Source organism: Flagellimonas sp. (assembly GCF_965222555.1).
In the GTDB taxonomy this organism is placed as follows: Bacteria; Bacteroidota; Bacteroidia; order Flavobacteriales; family Flavobacteriaceae; genus Flagellimonas.
Genome location: NZ_CBDCUG010000004.1, coordinates 312,492 through 332,424 on the forward strand (window position 1 = coordinate 312,492; position 19,933 = coordinate 332,424).

At 41.3% G+C, this 19,933-nt stretch carries 15 protein-coding genes; 7 read left to right on the plus strand and 8 right to left on the minus strand.

Annotated features, from left to right (window positions below; genetic code table 11):
- Nucleotides 1-329: 329 nt before the first annotated feature.
- From leuC to leuB, 4 genes are all read left to right on the plus strand, one after another.
- On the plus strand, nucleotides 330-1,739 hold the full coding sequence (leuC, locus tag ACOQO1_RS05835; RefSeq protein WP_420601926.1) for a 3-isopropylmalate dehydratase large subunit: 1,410 nt from the start codon (nucleotides 330-332) through the stop codon (nucleotides 1,737-1,739).
- Nucleotides 1,740-1,813: 74 nt separating this feature from the next.
- Complete coding sequence (gene leuD / locus ACOQO1_RS05840; RefSeq protein WP_420601927.1) at nucleotides 1,814-2,410, plus strand: 3-isopropylmalate dehydratase small subunit; 597 nt, start codon at nucleotides 1,814-1,816, stop codon at nucleotides 2,408-2,410.
- 33 nt (nucleotides 2,411-2,443) lie between these two features.
- The gene (locus ACOQO1_RS05845) at nucleotides 2,444-3,961 is read left to right on the plus strand and encodes an alpha-isopropylmalate synthase regulatory domain-containing protein (protein WP_420601928.1); all 1,518 of its coding nucleotides are present in this window, start codon (nucleotides 2,444-2,446) and stop codon (nucleotides 3,959-3,961) included.
- A gap of 139 nt (nucleotides 3,962-4,100) precedes the next feature.
- Nucleotides 4,101-5,156: a 3-isopropylmalate dehydrogenase gene (leuB, locus tag ACOQO1_RS05850; protein WP_420601929.1), complete on the plus strand. Its 1,056-nt coding sequence runs from the start codon at nucleotides 4,101-4,103 to the stop codon at nucleotides 5,154-5,156.
- 342 nt (nucleotides 5,157-5,498) lie between these two features.
- Here the strand turns inward: leuB and ACOQO1_RS05855 are convergent, their stop codons facing one another.
- A complete protein-coding gene (locus ACOQO1_RS05855; RefSeq protein WP_420601930.1) occupies nucleotides 5,499-6,152 on the minus strand; it encodes a hypothetical protein in 654 nt (217 codons plus the stop codon).
- 428 nt (nucleotides 6,153-6,580) lie between these two features.
- Between ACOQO1_RS05855 and ACOQO1_RS05860 the strand changes: the two genes are divergently transcribed.
- The gene (locus ACOQO1_RS05860; protein WP_420601931.1) at nucleotides 6,581-7,801 is read left to right on the plus strand and encodes a putative metal-binding motif-containing protein; all 1,221 of its coding nucleotides are present in this window, start codon (nucleotides 6,581-6,583) and stop codon (nucleotides 7,799-7,801) included.
- Between the two features lie 162 nt (nucleotides 7,802-7,963).
- Entirely contained in the window at nucleotides 7,964-9,097 is a 1,134-nt protein-coding gene (locus ACOQO1_RS05865; protein ID WP_420601932.1) for a hypothetical protein, read from the plus strand.
- A 48-nt stretch (nucleotides 9,098-9,145) separates the two neighbouring features.
- Here ACOQO1_RS05865 and ACOQO1_RS05870 read toward each other — a convergent pair whose 3' ends face one another.
- Complete coding sequence (locus ACOQO1_RS05870) at nucleotides 9,146-10,735, minus strand: NADP-dependent glyceraldehyde-3-phosphate dehydrogenase (RefSeq protein ID WP_420601933.1); 1,590 nt, start codon at nucleotides 10,733-10,735, stop codon at nucleotides 9,146-9,148.
- Between the two features lie 355 nt (nucleotides 10,736-11,090).
- Here ACOQO1_RS05870 and fucP point away from each other — a divergent pair, with 355 nt between their 5' ends.
- On the plus strand, nucleotides 11,091-12,386 hold the full coding sequence (gene fucP, locus ACOQO1_RS05875; protein ID WP_420601934.1) for an L-fucose:H+ symporter permease: 1,296 nt from the start codon (nucleotides 11,091-11,093) through the stop codon (nucleotides 12,384-12,386).
- A gap of 15 nt (nucleotides 12,387-12,401) precedes the next feature.
- Here the strand turns inward: fucP and ilvA are convergent, their stop codons facing one another.
- The 6 genes from ilvA to ilvD are packed head-to-tail and all read right to left on the minus strand — an operon-like array spanning nucleotide 12,402 to nucleotide 19,781.
- On the minus strand, nucleotides 12,402-13,667 hold the full coding sequence (ilvA, locus tag ACOQO1_RS05880) for a threonine ammonia-lyase IlvA (protein WP_420601935.1): 1,266 nt from the start codon (nucleotides 13,665-13,667) through the stop codon (nucleotides 12,402-12,404).
- Between the two features lie 29 nt (nucleotides 13,668-13,696).
- Nucleotides 13,697-15,172, minus strand: coding sequence for a ketol-acid reductoisomerase (ilvC, locus tag ACOQO1_RS05885; protein ID WP_420601936.1), 1,476 nt, complete (start codon nucleotides 15,170-15,172; stop codon nucleotides 13,697-13,699).
- Between the two features lie 29 nt (nucleotides 15,173-15,201).
- Nucleotides 15,202-15,729 (minus strand): acetolactate synthase small subunit, encoded by a 528-nt coding sequence (gene ilvN / locus ACOQO1_RS05890; RefSeq protein ID WP_420601937.1) that lies wholly within the window; start codon nucleotides 15,727-15,729, stop codon nucleotides 15,202-15,204.
- A 1-nt stretch (nucleotide 15,730) separates the two neighbouring features.
- Complete coding sequence (locus ACOQO1_RS05895; RefSeq protein WP_420601938.1) at nucleotides 15,731-16,312, minus strand: O-methyltransferase; 582 nt, start codon at nucleotides 16,310-16,312, stop codon at nucleotides 15,731-15,733.
- 2 nt (nucleotides 16,313-16,314) lie between these two features.
- Nucleotides 16,315-18,048, minus strand: a complete 1,734-nt coding sequence (gene ilvB, locus ACOQO1_RS05900; protein WP_420601939.1) for a biosynthetic-type acetolactate synthase large subunit — start codon at nucleotides 18,046-18,048, stop codon at nucleotides 16,315-16,317.
- Nucleotides 18,049-18,101: 53 nt separating this feature from the next.
- Nucleotides 18,102-19,781 carry a dihydroxy-acid dehydratase gene (gene ilvD, locus ACOQO1_RS05905; protein ID WP_420601940.1) on the minus strand — a complete coding sequence of 560 codons (1,680 nt, stop codon included), beginning with the start codon at nucleotides 19,779-19,781 and terminating at the stop codon, nucleotides 18,102-18,104.
- Between the last annotated feature and the right edge of the window lie 152 nt (nucleotides 19,782-19,933).

Below are 19,933 nucleotides of genomic sequence, written 5' to 3' on the forward strand. Positions count from 1 at the left end.
GTTAAATTAAAATGGAGGGTGTTAAAATCAGGTTGAACGACCGTAATTAACTAGGAACCAACACATAAATACAGGTGAATGTAATTATACCATCATTTGCTCATTTAATGATTCTCAGAAGGGCTTTGTTTAAATCATTTTATGGTCTGGGTACTTTTATGCAATAGCTAACAATTGGATTATTTTTTGTTTTAAATCAATATTTATAGGAAAGTCAATGGATGTTTGATGGAAAACACGTCTTGAACATCGTAATTTTCCGCTGAAAATAAAAGCAGTTTTTATTTCATATTTTAAATTTACCAGCTTATAAATTATTGAACGTAACGATGAGTAAAACACTATTTGATAAGGTTTGGGATTCGCATGTGGTGCAGCACATAGAGAATGGTCCCGATGTACTTTTTATTGATAGACATTTAGTGCACGAAGTAACGAGTCCAGTAGCTTTTCTGGGGTTAAAAAATAGAGGTATAAAAGTATTGTATCCGGAGCGCACCTTTGCGACTGCCGATCACAATACACCCACCCGTAATCAGCATTTGCCTGTTAAGGACAAGCTTTCTGCCAACCAATTAAAAGCATTGGAGGAAAATTCCAATGCCCACAACATTCCCTATTGGGGTCTTGGGCATGAGAAAAATGGAATTGTACATGTTATTGGACCTGAAAACGGAATAACCGTTCCTGGAGCCACTATTGTATGTGGGGATTCGCACACATCCACTCATGGAGCCTTTGGAGCCATAGCCTTCGGGATTGGGACCAGTGAGGTAGAAATGGTGCTGTCTACCCAGTGCATCATGCAGCCAAAACCTAAAAGTATGCGCATCAATGTCAATGGACAGCTCAACAAGGCCGTAACCCCAAAAGACGTTGCGCTTTTTATAATTTCCAAACTGACAACCTCCGGGGCCACAGGTTATTTTGTAGAATATGCAGGTGAAGTTTTCAGGAATATGTCCATGGAAGGTCGAATGACCGTCTGCAACCTAAGTATTGAAATGGGTGCCCGTGGTGGTATGATTGCTCCGGATCAGAAAACCTTTGACTATGTAGAGGGAAGGGAATATGCACCTAAAGGTTCGGATTGGAGTAAAGCCATGGAGTACTGGCAGACACTATACTCTGATGATAATGCAACTTTTGACAAGGAAATCACTTTTGATGCTTCAGAAATTGAGCCTATGATCACCTACGGAACCAATCCAGGTATGGGTATGGGAATCAGTAATGATATTCCATTGGCTGAAGCAGTTGAAGGAGGTACCGCCACCTATAAAAAATCGTTGAACTATATGGCATTTGCAGAAGGTGATGCCATGATCGGAAAACCAATCGACTTTGTATTCTTAGGTAGTTGTACCAATGGTAGGATTGAAGATTTCAGGGCATTTGCTTCGATTATAAAAGGAAGGAAGAAAGCCGATAATGTTACTGCATGGTTGGTTCCTGGGTCGCACCGCGTAGAAGAAGCCATTAAGGAAGAAGGTATTTTGGACATTCTGAACACCGCTGGTTTTGAATTGAGAGAGCCCGGATGCTCCGCATGTTTGGCCATGAATGATGATAAGATTCCAGCAGGAAAATATGCGGTCAGCACCTCCAACCGAAACTTTGAAGGAAGGCAAGGTCCGGGAGCCCGTACATTGTTAGCCAGCCCACTAGTGGCCGCTGCAGCCGCGGTAACCGGAAAAGTGACTGATCCGCGGGAATTGATGGAAGAAGTTCTCGCATAATTTTTTAAACAGATTTCAGCTATCGGAGGTCAGAAAACTGGCTGCTGATAACTGATAACTTAAAACTGAATAACATGGCATACGATAAATTCAACATATTAAAAAGCTCTGCGGTTCCATTGCCCATTGAAAATGTGGATACCGATCAGATCATACCCGCTCGATTCTTGAAAGCTACGGAGCGTAAAGGTTTTGGTGATAATTTGTTCCGTGACTGGAGGTACAATTCAGATGATACCCCAAAAGAGCATTTTGTGCTCAACAATCCCATCTATAGTGGTAAAATATTGGTTGGTGGTAAAAATTTTGGCTCAGGTTCTTCTCGCGAGCATGCCGCTTGGGCAGTTTATGATTATGGTTTCCGATGTGTGGTTTCCAGCTTTTTTGCGGATATCTTCAGAAACAACTGTTTAAACATTGGCGTTCTTCCCGTACAAGTAAGTCCAGAGTTTTTGGATAAGATCTTTAAGGCCATAGAAAGTAACCCAGACACGGAATTGGAGGTTAATCTTCCTGAGCAGACCATTACCATTTTGGAATCTGGTGAAAGTGAAAGCTTTGCCATTAACGACTATAAAAAGGAGAACATGCTCAATGGATTTGATGATATCGACTATTTGTTGAACATCAAAAACAACATTGAAGAATTTGCTCAGAACACCCCTTTATAAAACCATTCAAGCTTCTCAACCCAGCATTTGAAAATGAAAAAAAGGACTGTTGAAATCATGGATACCACCCTTAGGGATGGTGAACAGACCTCTGGGGTGTCTTTCTCCGCTTCGGAAAAGCTCACCTTGGCCAAACTGCTGTTGGAGGAATTGAAGGTGGACCGTATAGAAGTAGCCTCGGCCAGGGTATCCGATGGAGAATTTGAAGCGGTTAAAAACATTACAGATTGGGCGGAAACCGAAGGTTTCATTTCCAATGTGGAGGTATTGACCTTTGTGGATGGTGGGGTTTCCCTCGATTGGATGCAGCAAGCAGGTGCGAAAGTGCAAAACTTGCTGACCAAGGGCTCCCTGAACCATTTGACCCATCAGTTAAAGAAAACTCCTGAACAACACTTCAAGGATATTGAAGCTGTGGTGACGAAAGCATCGGCTTTGGGAATCTCCACTAATGTTTATCTAGAAGATTGGAGCAATGGTATGCGAAATTCACCCGAATACGTGTTCCAATACTTGGATTTTCTGGTCACTTTGCCCATAAAACGGGTTTTATTGCCAGATACTCTTGGTGTGCTGACACATCAGGAAACTTTTGAGTTTCTGAAACAAACTGTTGAACGGTATCCAAATACCCATTTCGATTTTCATGGGCATAATGACTACGACCTAAGCGTTGCCAACGTTATGGAAGCTTTAAAAGCTGGGGTTCATGGATTACATTTGACCGTTAACGGTATGGGGGAACGCGCAGGAAATGCACCACTGGCTAGTGTGGTTGCTGTAGTCAATGATTTTTTACCAGAAATTACTGTTGGCGTAAAGGAATCTTCACTGTTTAAAGTGAGCAAATTAGTCTCAGCTTTTACTGGTTTTGGCATTCCGGCCAATAAACCCATTGTAGGGGACAATGTATTCACACAAACAGCTGGAATACACGCAGATGGGGATAGTAAGAAGAATCTTTACTTTAATGATTTATTACCCGAGCGTTTTGGCAGAAAACGCAAATATGCCCTTGGCAAAACTTCAGGCAAAGCCAACATTCAAAAGAATCTTCAGGAGTTAGGACTGACCCTGAATGACGAAGAGCTCAAAAAGGTAACGGAGCGTATCATCGAGCTTGGGGATAAAAAGGAAAGAGTGACCAAAGAGGACCTTCCCTATATCATTTCCGATGTACTGGATAGTGAACTGCACCAACAACGTGTATTTGTAAAATCATATGTGCTCACTCATTCCAAAGGATTAAAACCATCCACTACCCTTTCCATTGAGATTGACGGGAAATCATATGAGGAAAATGCCCAAGGTGATGGGCAATTTGATGCCTTTATCAATGCACTCAAAAAGGTGTATCAAAAAGAAAAAATGGATTTGCCCAAATTGGTGGATTATGCGGTACGAATCCCTCCAGGAAGTAACTCTGATGCTCTTTGTGAGACTATAATCACTTGGCAAACAGCAGATAAAGACTTCACCACCCGTGGACTGGATTCCGATCAGACCGTATCCGCTATAAAAGCAACCGAAAAAATGCTCAATCTTGTTTAAACTCAATACCCAATGACCAATAAACAATATACAATGTCAGTTCGAGCGCAGTCGAGAACTGTTTACGGTCGAGAATAATGAACAATTGAAAGTAAACCGTGAACAATCAACCATTAACCAAAATAGATAACTAAGATAAATGAAACTAAACATAGCCCTTTTAGCCGGAGACGGAATTGGACCAGAAGTAATAGATCAAGCCGTAAAAGTATCCGACGCTGTTGCAAAAAAGTTTAACCATGAAATTAACTGGACACCAGCTTTAACAGGTGCTGCCGCCATTGATGCCGTTGGAGAGCCTTACCCAGAAAAAACACACGAAGTGTGCGCCAATGCTGACGCCGTATTGTTTGGAGCCATTGGCCACCCGCGTTTTGATAATGACCCATCCGCCAAGGTACGTCCAGAACAAGGTCTGTTGAAAATGCGTCAAAAATTGGGGCTTTTTGCCAATGTCCGTCCAACCTTTACTTTTCCATCATTGATTGATAAGTCCCCTTTAAAACGTGACCGCATTGAAGGTACAGATTTAATCATTCTACGTGAGCTTACCGGAGGGGTTTACTTTGGGGAACGTGGTAGAAAGGATAATGGTGATACCGCATTTGACACCATGACCTACCAACGCTTTGAAATTGAACGCTTGGCCCGTAAAGGTTTTGAGATGGCCCTAAAGCGTGGTAAAAAATTATGCTGTGTGGACAAGGCCAATGTATTGGAAGCTTCTCGACTTTGGCGTGAGACCGTTCAGGCTATGGAAAAAGAATACCCAGAGGTAGAAGTGTCCTACGAATTTGTGGATGCCGTGGCCATGCGACTAATCCAATGGCCCAAAGGCTACGATGTAATCATCACCGCCAACCTTTTTGGAGACATTTTAACCGACGAAGCATCTGTAATTTCTGGCTCCATGGGGTTGATGCCTTCCTCTTCGCTTGGAAGCGATGTTTCTTTGTACGAACCTATACACGGATCCTATCCACAAGCAGCCGGAAAGGATATTGCCAATCCGCTGGCAACTGTATTATCTGCAGCAATGCTGTTTGAGGATTTCAACTTAAAAGAAGAGGCAGAAGCCATTAGAGCGGTAGTAAACAAATCGCTCGCGGAAGGTGTCGTCACCGAAGATCTTTCCGAAGGGGCCAAAGCCTACAAAACAAGTGAGGTTGGAGATTGGCTGGCCGCCAACATCTAATCAAAAAACATATTCATTAAAGACCCTGATGCATTAGCGTCGGGGTTCTTTGTTTAAAGCTTTAGCCAAAACATCAGATTCCAAGCACCAAATTCCATAAACCATCACCTGAAAACTGTCAACTTAGAACCTACAAGGCCCTTTATCCTTTCCCTAAAAACTATCATACTTTGACTGCCCATCGACAGGCTCAGGATGACATTGCAATGCATGACATGACTACTATCCCACCAACTAAAAACCTTAAATCCTAAATTCCAACAATCTAAAAATCGAACAATCCAACCTTGTACTTCGTACTTTCCTTTCACCTTTCACCTTTCACCTTTCACCTTTTACATCTCAACCCTCTTCCAAGTATGCCAAAAGCTTGGTTCCATTTACAAAGAGATACTCGTACATTTCCTCTTCTCCTGCTTCTTGCAAAATTTCGTTTTGCTCCACTTCACTAAAACTATCCCAATCGCTGGTATCCAACACTGGTGGTTTCAGCAAAGAAAAAACATGCCTTTTTTCCTCTTGCCTAAAAAATTTAGACTGCCCCGTGACCAAATCCTTATAAGGTTGCAAGCCAACATCTTCGGAAATGGCAAAATTTACTTGGGCATCCATTTCTCCATAGGAAAAAACCAAGGTGTCATGACCTCCAGTATACATGATATTTGAAACTTTTAGCTTGCCGGAAACAAAAAGTACAGTATTGGGAAGCAAATACAGGTTTTCACAATCCACATTCCCCATAATAACCACAAAAGAGGATTCTCCTTCCCCATCTTTTGGAAATAAAAACAAAGTTTTGGCACAGTTCACATCTCCTTTTAAACAGTAATTGCTGAAAGGCAAATAAAAATTATCCAGTGCATTGATTTCTCCTGTTTTGTAATGGAATCTCTGGTTGTTCATGAAGTTTTTTCCAAAAAAAATCAGGAACGCATCTCCCATACTTTTGTTATTGGTCTGTAAAAGACATTCTTGAAGGCTGTAACAATTTTTCATACGCTAAAAATTTATTGAATTCCAAGTATACAATGGAACATATATACTTTTAAAGACCAATTGACGAATCCCTCTTATGCATGTATACATGCCTGTTTTGGGTTTAAACTTTTACAACAGGCCATACCCTTTTTACCCCTACACATTTCACCCAATAACTAAATTCTAATAATTGAACGATTCAAAAATCCAACTCCTTACTTCAACTTCATAATGCACCTTCTCACCTTTCCATAGTGATTTTTTTCTTACGATAAACTTCATTCGTCAATTCAAAATGGGCATTCATCAATTCATCTCCCTAATGGGTCCATTTACATACAAAACACCTCGTATACCCAACTACTTTTGAGTCGATTTTCAGTGCATAAAAACTAAAACTCCGCACAGAAATCAGAAAAGAAATAACAAGACATAAAACAAGAATCATGAGAAAACCAAGTATTTTTCATAACCTCGTCATGATTACTATGCTTGCCGTATTGGCAGGTTGCAGCAAAGACGATGGCTGTGAACAGAAAACTTTTTATTTTGACGGCGATAACGATGGCTTTGGTGTAGAGACCAATACCAAATTATCATGTACCAAACCCACAAAGTACGTTGATAAAAAGGGCGACACAGACGATGGCAATAAATTCATATTTCCCGAATGTCCCCTTATAACTTATTATGAAGATAACGATGGTGACGAGTATGGTAATCCTGAGGTGACCACAACGGGCTGCAAAGATGCTCCACCAGATGGATTTGTTGCCAATATGGATGATTGTAATGATCAAGACCCCGATATTAACCCAAGCGTAAAGGTTACTTATTATCTAGATTCAGATGATGACGGGTACGGTGACCCGGACAAACCCAAAGAATTCTTTATTTGCCCGGACCCGCCCAGCACCCATGTTGCCAACAACACAGATTGCAATGACAATGACCCTACCATAAACCCTGAGGAAATTGAAATTCCTGGTGATGGCAAGGACAGTAATTGTGATGGTAGCCCAGGCACCATTTGGAACGGCCCCGAAATAACCTTTAGCAAAGAGGATAATGTGGATTGGACCGATCCAGCCAACCAAGACCGGATTACGGACAAGGTTTGGTTTACCCGACAGAATGATGAAAATGCACCCCTGTATAATTACAAATGGTGGCAAGACACTTTTCAGGAAGATGCCGTACATGTAAACAATGGCAATTCAGATTTATGGGTGGATTTCAACAATGCTGGTATGTCTGCTCATCTTCCTATTGATATTGCCCCCACTGGAGGAACCAAAGGTGTACGCTGGGCCATATTGGATGATACTGGATTTAACAGCCCTAGATGGAGTGATTTTCAGTTCTACGGTACCTTGGGTGATCCCACACACTTTTACAGCTTCCACAATATATTGAGCGCGATGTATAGCCTAGAAAACGCTGATTATCAGGTCTCAAGTATCGACAATGATTTTGAAGTCTATTCGGATGAGGATGATCACAGTATCTCCCTAGTAAATGAGACACTGTTAATTGGGAAAAAACTAGGGGTTTGGCTGGTAGAAGAGGACATTTACCTTACCCTGACCTTCACCGAATATGGTGTGATTAATCTTGGTGACAGTGCTTTTTCCTATACAAGATCTACACCACCATCAACAAATTAATAACCATTAATTCATTTCAGCGATTGTTCTTTTCTTTTTCAAGACCTTGGGGTTCTCCCAAGGTCTTTTTATGCCATTGGTCAACTGGGAAAGGGCATTCCTCAAATGGCACCCTATTCCATCGCTGCCTTTGGATAATTTCAGAATCCTAAAACTTTAACCATGAAAAAAATAATAGTAGTGCTACTGGCCAGTATTCCCATTATCTGCTTGGCACAAAAAAAGGTCAAAATTAAAAAAGAGCCTGTGGCCTGGTCTTATGAAATAAGTCCGGAGAATCCGTTGAACGAAAATCTAAAAACCTATAAGGTGGTTGTGGACACCAAGTTAGATCCTATGGATTATTGGGATGAAATAAACTGGTCGCTCAAGGTAAAAGAACAGGATGTGCTTAAACGCAGAAAGCTGTATGACGAAGCCGTAAGGGATACCATTAACAAATGGGCCAACAAATACCTCGATTTAAACGAACGTCCCTACGTTCGCAGTTCTCCGTCAGATTTTACCATTAAGTTGAGTACCAATCAATTTAGCGTGGAGATGATACAGACCAATATAGACTATGATGATCCTGAAAGTGTTTTGGGGCAAGTGAACGTAGCTGCCAGACTTGTTGTTCTTACTTCCGAAGGGAATATACTCCTTGACAAGGAAATTAGATTTTATATTGATGACCCTGACGGCCCTACCACACATTTTAAACTGAAACATTTGGTGGTCAACCCTACATTCAAACTAAAATTAAGAATGACCAAAAAGCCTGAAAAACGCAAAAAACTATTGGAAAAACGTATTAAACGATTTGAAGCGGACATTTTGGAGTTTTTTATGGAAGAAGCCAGTGCCATACTTAAAGACCAATACCTACCCCAGTATATAGATAGTTATGCCGGTATTTTCAGTGTAAAAAACAAAGGACATGAGGCCCTAAATGAAGCTAACATTACAGCGAGGATGGCCATCAACTCCCTTTCAGCTTTGAGCAAAAAGAAAAGAAAAACCATGGAACAGGTAAAACCTGATTTAGAATATGCAAGAGACTATTATACCGATAAGCTAACAAGGACCACCGACCCGACCATACAAAATGCACTCAACGCCAATTTGGCAACGGTACTTTTAATTCTGGGTGATGTTGAATCAGCCAAATTTCAAATAAAGAACATTCCTGAATTTGAAGAATTGGACAAAAAAACCATATGGGAAGGCAGTTTCACCTATTATCTAAGAGGGTTGGCAGATGCCATTTCCATAAAGGAAAAATATGGAGAGCGTGCCCAGTTATATCAATTCTGAAATTAATTTGATATTACACCCAAAATAGAAATTAGAGGTTCTGAGAACCTATAAAATATAATCAGTACTCAAAAAGTTGCTCACCTTGGCCTCCAGCAATTGTTCAATGGTTTCATTATTCAAGTCATTGTCTTTAAAGGCCACAAAAGTCCGGATAGAAAACGAGCGTAAGGCATCATGAACACTTAAAGTGGACTGCGCCGAATCCTTTCGTCCAGTAAATGGGTATACATCCGGTCCACGCTGGCAAGAACTGTTCAAATTCACCCTACACACCAAATTGGCAAGCGTATCAATAAGCGGTGACAAGGTATAAACATCCTTACCAAACAAGCTCACCTGTTGTCCGTAGTTGGATGCCGCCATATCATCCAAAGGCTCCTCAATATCTGTAAAGGAAACTACTGGGATAATGGGTCCAAACTGTTCTTCTTCATACACTCGCATATCTTTGGAAACCGGATACAGAACGGCAGGCCAGATAAAATTTTCGGAATGTTGCCCGCCTTTTTTATTTAGCACTTTTGCTCCTTTGGTCTTTGAATCGTCCAACAATTCCTGAATGTAAGCCGGTTTTCCAAGCTCTGGAAGTGGGGTCAGCTGGGCTCCATCATCCCAAGGGTTACCAAATTTTAAGGCATCCACAGCAGAAGAGAATCTTTTCAAAAACTCATCTTTCACATCTTCATGGACATAGATTACTTTTAGTGCTGTACAACGCTGCCCATTAAAGGACAATGTTCCAGCAATGCATTCCTTTATCGTCAAATCCAAATCAGCATCAGGAAGAATAATCGCGGGGTTCTTAGCTTCCAACCCCAACACCAATCGCAGTCTATTGCTTTTTGGGTGTTGGTCCTGTAAAGCGTTGGCCGATTTACTGTTACCGATCAACGCAAGAACATCCACTTTTCCGGTTTGCATAATGGGTGCGGCCACTGCCCTGCCCCTTCCAAAAAGAATGTTCACCACACCTTTGGGAAAACTGCTCTGGAATGCCTCTAAAAGTGGAGTAATCAATAACACACCATGCTTAGCTGGTTTAAAAATAGCCGTGTTCCCCATGATCAATGCGGGAATCAGTAAGGCAAAAGTCTCATTTAAAGGATAATTATAGGGTCCCAAACAAAGTACCACTCCCAAAGGTCCTCTTCGGATATGGGCATAAACGCCGTCGTGCTTCTGAAACTTGGCAGAATTACGGTCCAACTGTTTGTAGTCCTCAATAGTATCGTAAATGTATTCAACGGTACGATCAAACTCCTTTCTGGAATCTGGCAACGATTTTCCAATCTCCCACATCAACAACTTCACCACTTCCTCACGCTTATCCTCCATCTTTTTCACAAAAGACTCCATACACTCTATACGGTCTTTGACTTTCATGGTTGGCCAAACTCCTTGTCCTTGGGCATAGGCCTGAGTAGCAGCATCCAAAGCTTCCATAGCTTCTGGTTCGCCCATATCTGGAATGCTTCCGAGTACAGTATGCTTATATTCATCGGTGGATGATATAGTGGATATAACTTCTGAATTTTCACCTTTCCATTCTTTCAGTTCCCCATTGACCAAATATGTGGTCTGGTGAATCTGCTCGGTTATCTGAAACTCTTCAGGTATTGCAATTGCGGTTTCCATGAGTTTATTTTTTTGGATTGATACTTTGCCAACAATGACATTAAAGCGCAAAACTAACACAAAAAAGACCAAAAACCCCTTTGTTTACAAAGGTTTAGCAACGCAAACGTTTTAGTACGGCCTTTATAAAAAATGTGACCGAAATTGTTACAGCAATTACATCCCTATCTTCCTTATAACTCCATTTTCATTCCCTTTCATCCAATGACACGAAACATGCATTAGGGCAGCCAATCCTGACCAACATTATAACGCTTTAGCATAAATCTGTTTTCTTTTATACTAAAGCATCATGAAGAAGCATATTTTTATTATTTTTTCGGCTTAAACCAAACCACCGACCAAAACTTAATTTATGCAAAAGCAAAATCTTGGAATTTTATCCAACACACCCCTATTGCCGTTCATTTTAGTAACGGTTTTATTTTTTGCCTGGGGCGTTCCCAACAACATGACCGAGCCTCTTATCGCGGCTTTTAAAGATATTTTTAAGGACATGTCCACCTTTCAGGCCTCTTTGGTTCAGTCAGCTTTTTATGGATCCTATTTTGTCTGGGCAATTCCTGCAGCATTGCTGGTAAAAAAAACCAGCTATAAGACCACGCTGCTTTTGGGCATATTGTTATTTGCAGCGGGTTCATTTTTGTTTTATCCGGCTAGTGTTAAACAAGAGTATTGGTTTTTTCTAACTGCTTTGTTCACCCTTGCTGCCGGCCTTTCATTTTTAGAAACGGCCGCAAACCCATATATCATTGCGATGGGTGATGAAGAAACTTCCGTTCGTCGGTTGAATTTGGCCCAATCTTTTAATCCCATTGGTCAACTTACCGGGACTTTTATTGCGACAAATTTTATATTGAAAAACTTAAGGAGTGATGCTGAAAAAGCCAACCTTAGCACGCAAGAACTTGTTGATCTGCAAACCCATGAATTAGGCGTGCTTGCCAAACCCTATATCTATATTGCCATTATAGCGGCCATCTTCTTTGTTATTTTCCTGTTCAACAAAATGCCTCGTTTTCAGGCGGGAGGCAATGAAATTAAAGAAGGCTTTTTTGTTATTTACAAACGAATTTTGAAGAAAAAAAGATATGTTCTGTCGGTTATGGCACTGTTTGCTGCAATGTGTGCCCAATTTGGCACGTTTGCCTTTACTATTCCCTATTTAAAGGAAAATTATAAGTTGCCCGACGGAACTCTGATCGGTACAGGGGACGCCGGTGATATTTTATTTTATGGGGTCATCGTCTTCGCGATAATGCGTTTTGTTTGCACAGGTTTGATGAAGATTATCAGACCTTCCCGTCTTTTGGCAATTTTAACTGGTATTGCCACTGTAGCTACTATTATTGCCATTGTCTTTCCAGGGAATTTTGGAGGCTATATGCTGATTGTAATGTGTGGGTGTGCCGGTCTACTTTTCCCAACCATTTATGGTCTTGGCCTGGAAGGTCTATCTGAGGAAGAAGCAAAAGTTGGTGCTTCGGGATTAATAATGGCCATTATCGCCATTGGTATTATGAACCCCATTCAGGGTCTTATTGTGGATTTGGCTAGCGTGAACATATCCTATATATGTGTTGCGGTTGCCTTTGCCCTCCTTGTTGGTTATGGGGCTATCATCAGCAAACACTCCAACAAAACAAATTAGGGGCAATAACCTAAGTTATACCAAATATTGAAAAAGGTCCGGCTTGTCGTTTAGATAATCTCCAAAGAAGTTATTGGCCTTCATTCGTTGAATCAGTGGTTCTAAATCCTCTGAAGATTTTAATTCAATGCCAATAACAGCCGGGGCGTTTTCCCTGCTGGATTTCTTGGAGTACTCAAAATGGGTAATGTCATCATTTGGACCTAAAATATCGGCCACGAACTCCTTTAAGGCCCCTGGGCGTTGCGGAAAACGAACAATGAAATAATGTTTCAAATTTCCGTAAAGCAATGCACGCTCCTTGATTTCCGCCGTTCGAGTAATATCGTTGTTGCTACCGCTTACAATACAGACCACGTTTTTACCTTTGATTTCCTGGGTAAAATCATCCAATGCCGCTATGGTCAAAGCACCGGCGGGTTCCACCACAATGGCATCTCTATTGTACAGCTCTAAAATAGTTTGACAAACCTTCCCTTCGGGAACGGTCTCCATTCGATATAGATAATCTCTACAAATGGGAAAGGTATATTTTCCAACTTTCTGTACCGCAGCTCCATCAATAAACTTATCAATCCGTGGGAGTTGCACCAACTCCCCTTTTTCCATGGAAGTCTTCATTGAAGGAGCCCCTGCGGGTTCAATTCCTATAATTCTTGTATTGGGCGATAATGCTTTAAAGGTGGCGCAAAGACCTGAGGCCAGTCCCCCTCCTCCTACCGCAACAAAAATATAGTCAATAGGTTCTTTGGTCTGTTCCAACAGCTCCAAACCAATAGTAGCTTGCCCTTCAATGGTCTTAGGGTCATCAAAAGGGTGCACAAAGATTTTTCCTTTCTCTTTACAAAGAATTTCCGCTGCTTTTTGGGAATCATCAAACGTATCGCCCTGAAGCACTACTTCTACCCAATCCCCTCCAAACATTTTGGTTTGATCGATTTTCTGCTTGGGCGTAACCACTGGCATGAAAATGGTGCCTCGCACTTTTAAATGATTGCAAGCAAAGGCTACACCTTGTGCGTGGTTGCCTGCACTGGCACAAATCACCCCTTTTTGCAGTTCTTCTTTGGTAAGTGAACTGATTTTATTGAATGCCCCTCGAATCTTATAGCTGCGGACACGGTGCAGGTCTTCCCTTTTTAGAAAAACATTGGCACCATATTGTTTAGAATAGCGGATATTCTGCTGCATGGGTGTTTGGTCGGCTATTAGTTTAATAGTCTGCGCAGCGTTATGAATATCCGCTATTTCTGGAAAATATGTAATCGCTGTTCCTTTCATAAAGATGGTATCAGCGTAGGTATTAAAATTTAGACGATAGGCTTCATGGCCGTCATTGATTCACGCAATCTTGTTCCAACAATTTCTACGTCATGGTCACGTAAGGCTTTGTTTACTGCAATCAATTTTACATTGTCCACTCCATTGTCCTTTCCTTCACCATAGTGCTTACCAATGACATCCGTATCGATGGTTTTCATGAAATCCGTCAACAAAGGTTTACAGGCATGGTCAAACAAGTAACATCCATATTCCGCAGTATCGGAAATCACACGGTTCATTTCAAAAAGTTTCTTTCTGGCAATGGTGTTCGCAATCAATGGTGTTTCGTGCAAAGATTCATAGTAAGCAGATTCGCCAATGATTCCAGATTCGGTCATGGTCTCGTAGGCCAATTCAACCCCAGATTTCACCATGGCTACCATCAATACACCATTGTCATAGTACTCTTGTTCAGAGATTTCTACGTCTCCCGCTGGTGTTTTTTCAAAAGCAGTCTCTCCTGTGGCCGCTCTCCAATCCAATAAGTTTTTATCACCATTGGCCCAGTCCTCCATCATGGTTTTGGAGAAATGACCGCTCATAATATCATCTTGATGTTTTTGGAACAACGGACGCATGATGTCTTTCAATTCTTCTGCGAGGTCAAATGCCTTGATCTTGGCAGGGTTGGACAATCTATCCATCATATTGGTAACTCCTCCATATTTTAATCCTTCCGTGATAGTTTCCCATCCGTACTGAATCAATTTTGAAGCATACCCAGCATCAATCCCCTTCTCGATCATCTTGTCAAAACATAAAATGGAACCTGTTTGCAACAACCCACACAATATGGTCTGCTCGCCCATTAAATCAGATTTTACCTCGGCAACAAAAGACGATTCCAAAACGCCTGCCTTATGCCCCCCAGTACCAGCGGCATATGCCTTGGCCTGTTCCAAACCTTTACCTTCTGGGTCATTTTCTGGGTGAACAGCAATTAGGGTTGGAACCCCAAAGCCTCTTTTGTACTCTTCCCTCACTTCGGAACCAGGGCTCTTTGGAGCTACCATGATCACAGTAAGGTCTTCACGTACCTGCATACCTTCTTCCACAATGTTGAATCCATGGGAATAGGATAGCGTGGCTCCTTTTTTCATTAAAGGCATCACAGTGCTCACCACATTAGTGTGTTGTTTATCCGGAGTTAAGTTGATCACCAAATCGGCAGTTGGAATCAACTCCTCATAGGTTCCCACGTTAAAATTATTCTCCTTGGCATTTTTGTAGGATTGTCTTTCTTCCTTAATAGCAGCTTCACGAAGGGCGTACGAAATATCCAAGCCTGAATCCCTCATGTTCAGTCCCTGGTTGAGCCCTTGCGCACCGCAACCTACGATTACAATTTTCTTTCCTTTTAAGGCAGTTACACCATCGGTAAATTCGCTGGCATCCATAAACCTGCATTTTCCCAATTGTTCCAGCTGATCACGCAGTGATAGCGTATTAAAATAATTTGTCATTTTCAGTCTTTGATTTTGTGCTATTTATTTTATTGATTTTGAAATTCTTCTAAAATTCTAGTGATTGGCATAGTGGCCTTGCTCACCGCTATTCTTCCTGAGCGAACAAACTGCATGATCCCATACGGTTCCAGAGCGTCGTGCATTTCATCAATCTCATGCCTGCGCCCTGTTTTGGCCAAAACAAAAAAGTCCCGCGCCACGGTCACTATCTGTGAATTACTTTCTTTAATGATGTTTTGAATCTGACGTTCATCAAAAAGAAGGTCCGACGCAATTTTGAACAGAGCGGATTCTTGATAAATGGTTTCATCATCTGTGTGATAATACGCTTTGATCACCTCGATTTGTTTCTCTATCTGACCAACAATTTTGCGCACCCACTCTTCCGGGGCATAAACAACTATTGTGAATTTAGAAACATGCTCTATTTCTGATTTAGAGACATTTAAACTCTCAATATTAATGTGACGCTTTAAGAATATCCCAGATATTCTATTTAGTAACCCAACACTGTTTTCTGAATAAACCGATATGGTATACCACTGTTTTTCCATGCTATTTTATTTTAACTGCAACTATTACTCCTGTTGACCAGTCCATTTTTGTAATTGTAAAATCTTTTCTTTTTTCCAAGGCTTCAATCAATTGGATCGCATTAACTTCATGACCTTCTGGCCAATTTGGTTGTTTGCTCATGTCATCAACAACATAAAACCCTCCTATTTTCAGCATTGCCAATGTTTGGTCCAAAAGGCTATATTTCCCTGGCCAAGCATCTGCAAAAATTAAATCAAATTTATCTTCTTCATAGGCTGCCAACCAGCCATCTCCATCGGCACATATCAATTGAAGTCTTTTTTCTCCATCAAAAACTTCTTTTGCTATTTGAATAAGTTCCGGATCATTATCAATGCTTATAATCCTGGAATTTTCATCCATTCCTTCCAACATCCAGGATAAAGACAAGCTCATCCCAGTTCCCAACTCCAAAAAATTACCTTTGGGTTTTGAGGCAACAAGTGTTTTCAGCAAGGTTCCAATATATAGGTCAGAAGGCATGGTAAATCCAATTTCTTCAGACCTGGAACATAATTGCCCATACACCTTTGGCATGTCTAATATAGTGGACTGGTCCATGCTTACTTTAGTCTAATATCAGAAACAGAAGCTCCTGAGGGAATCATTGGAAATACGTTATCTTCTTTCTCAACCCTAACTTCCAGGAAATATGGATCTTTGGAAGCCATCATTTCGTTTACCGCATCCGCCAAGTCAGAACGTTCCACAACTCTCCTTGATTTGATATGGTAACCTTCAGCGATTTTTACAAAATCTGGGTTGGTCATTACCGTGGAAGCATATCTTCTCTCAAAGAAAAGCTCTTGCCATTGGCGTACCATCCCCAAGAAATCGTTGTTGAGTACCACGATCTTAACGGGAATGTTATGCTGAAAGATCACACCTAGTTCTTGGATGGTCATCTGGTAGCCCCCATCTCCGATGATGGCAACAACTTCCCTTTCCATGGCACCCATTTTGGCTCCAATGGCCGCTGGCAATGCAAAGCCCATGGTTCCCAAACCACCTGAGGTGATATTACTTTTGGATTGTTTAAACTTGGCATACCTACATGCCATCATTTGGTGCTGACCTACATCACTAACAATTACGGCCCTGTGCCCTGAGGCAATATTGATCTGTTCAATCACCTCTGGCATGGTAAGTCCTTCTTTTGAAGGTTGCAAGCTGTTCTTTATGACAGTTTCGTATTCAACTTTATATTTTTTGTCAAATTCAGCCCTCCATTCCTTGTGCTCATTTTTATTGATCAAAGGCAGCAATAATTCCAGAGTCTCTTTGGAATTGCCTAAAACAGCTATATCTGCCTTTACATTTTTGTTGATTTCCGCTGGGTCAATTTCAAAATGAATGACTTTTGCCTGTTTAGCATAAGTATCCAAATTACCTGTCACACGGTCATCAAAGCGCATTCCAATGGCAATGAGGACATCACATTCATTGGTCAGTACGTTGGGGCCATAATTTCCGTGCATCCCCACCATTCCAACATTTAAAGGGTGGTCGGTATCCATTGCCGAAAGACCCAAAATGGTCCATGCAGCAGGTATTCCAGCTTTTTCCACTAAGGCTTTAAGTTCTGCCTCGGCTTGACCCAAAATTACACCCTGTCCAAAAACAATGTACGGTCGTTTCGCATTGTTAATCAATTCCGCAGCAGCTTCAATTGCCTTTACATCCGGCTCAGGAACCGGTTTGTAACTTCTAACTCCTGTACATTTTTCGTAAACAAAATCCAATTCATCAAATTGGGCGTTTTTGGTGATATCGACCAAGACGGGGCCCGGTCTCCCTGATCTGGCAATATAAAAGGCTTTTGCCATGATTTCAGGTATCTCACTGGCCTTGGTTATTTGATAGTTCCACTTAGTGACAGGGGTGGAAATTCCAACAATATCCGTTTCCTGAAAGGCATCTGACCCCAACAAGTGTCTGGGAACCTGTCCAGTAATACAGACCATTGGAGTAGAATCTATTTGAGCATCGGCTATCCCTGTAACCAAGTTTGTGGCTCCAGGTCCAGAAGTTGCCATGGCCACACCTACTTTACCAGTTACTCTTGCGTAACCTTGGGCAGCATGTGTTGCGCCTTGCTCGTGTCTGGTAAGGATGTGTGTCAACCTATCCTGAAATTTATAAAGCTCATCATAAACGGGCATTATAGCTCCTCCGGGGTAGCCATAAATCAAGTCCACCCCTTCGGCCAACAAGCAATGTATTATAGCTTCTGCACCACTTATTCGAATGGCCTTGGCCGTTTTGTTTTCTTCCTTTTTTAAAGTTTCTGTATTCATAATCTCAACTTTAGTTGATGAGATTCCTGCATGAGCAGAAATGACAAAATTTTTTAATATTTATCGGTTACACATCCCTCTGAAGCCGATGCGACAGATCTTGCGTACTTATACAATATTCCTTTGGTAAATTTTAATGGTGGAGCTTGCCATTTGGACCTTCTTCTTTCCATTTCCTCATCTGAAATATTCAAGATAATTGAATTGTCCAGAGCACTAATGGTAATAATATCACCGGTCTCTACAAGGGCAATGGTTCCGCCTACTTGGGCCTCTGGGGTTACGTGACCTACCACGAAACCATGAGTGCCACCAGAAAAACGACCATCCGTAATCAATGCAACCGATTTTCCCAAACCAGCTCCCATAATCATGGATGTAGGTTTTAGCATTTCGGGCATACCAGGACCTCCTTTTGGCCCCACATATCGAATGACCACAACATCACCTTTTTCCACCTCTCCCTTGGATATACCTTCATTGGCCTCAGGTTCGCTATTATACACTACAGCCTTGCCTTCAAACTTTAAGCCTTCTTTGCCAGATATTTTTGCCACCGCACCTTCTTCTGCCAAATTTCCTTTTAGTATCTGTAAATTACCTGAAGATTTTAAAGCCTTGTCAACGCTGTACAACAAATCTTGCTCCTCAAATTCCATTGCCTCAACGTCCTTAAGATTTTCAGCCAAGGTTTTTCCTGTTACGGTTATACAGTCTCCATGCAAAAAGCCTTGCTCCAACAAATACTTCATTATTTTTGGAGTTCCACCAATTCCATGGACATCTTCCATCAGGTATTTTCCAGAAGGTTTTAAATCGCCAATAAGAGGCGTTCTATCACTTATCCTTTGAAAATCTTCCAGTGTAAAATCAATATCCGCGGCATATGCAATGGCCAAATAATGCAATACCGCATTAGTGGAGCCGCCAAGGGCATTGACCAAAGTGATTGCATTTTCAATTGATTTTTTTGTTACGATGTCTTTTGGTTTTAAGTCCAGCTCCAAAAGATTTTTTATGGCCTGAGCAGTACGTTCAGCCTCTGAAAGTTTGTTAGGGTTGACAGCCGGAATAGATGAATTGTAAGGCAAAGCCATACCCATACATTCTATGGATGATGCCATGGTATTTGCCGTGTACATACCCCCACAAGCACCCGCCCCAGGGATTGCTTTCTTGATAATTTCCTTATATTCAGCTTCATCAATTTCTCCAGCTATTTTTTGCCCCAAAGCTTCAAACGCAGATACAATGTTTAGCTTTCGCCCATTGTGGTTTCCTGAAGCCACACTACCTCCATAAACCATAATGGAAGGTCTGTTCAGACGAAGCATTGCGATAATGGCACCAGGCATATTTTTATCACATCCAACGACGCCTATCAGTGCATCATAGGACATCCCGTTCATCACAGTTTCCATGGAGTCTGCAATAATATCCCTTGAAGCCAATGAATATTTCATCCCTGGAGTTCCCATTGAAATACCATCGGATACTCCAATGGTACCAAATGTAAGTCCAACCTGTCCAGTTTCATTAACATGCTTTTTAATTTCTTGCGCTATACTATTTAAGTGCATATTGCAAGGATTACCGTCGTAACCCGTGCTCCCAATAGCAACTTGCGCTTTTTTCATATCCTCTTCTTTCAAACCTGTGGCATACAACATGGCCTGTGATGCCGGTTGCGAAGGGTTTTGGGTAACATTTTTGCTGTGTTTGTTCAATTCCATTAATAGTTTTATCTCAATTCTAAAATTCTATTGAATTTACTACGGTATCCAAAGATAGATGTTTCAAAAACCGAATAATTTTAACAGTTAACACTGTTCTAAATTCATTTAAAATATTATACACTTATCATACTGTATATCAAATGATTATA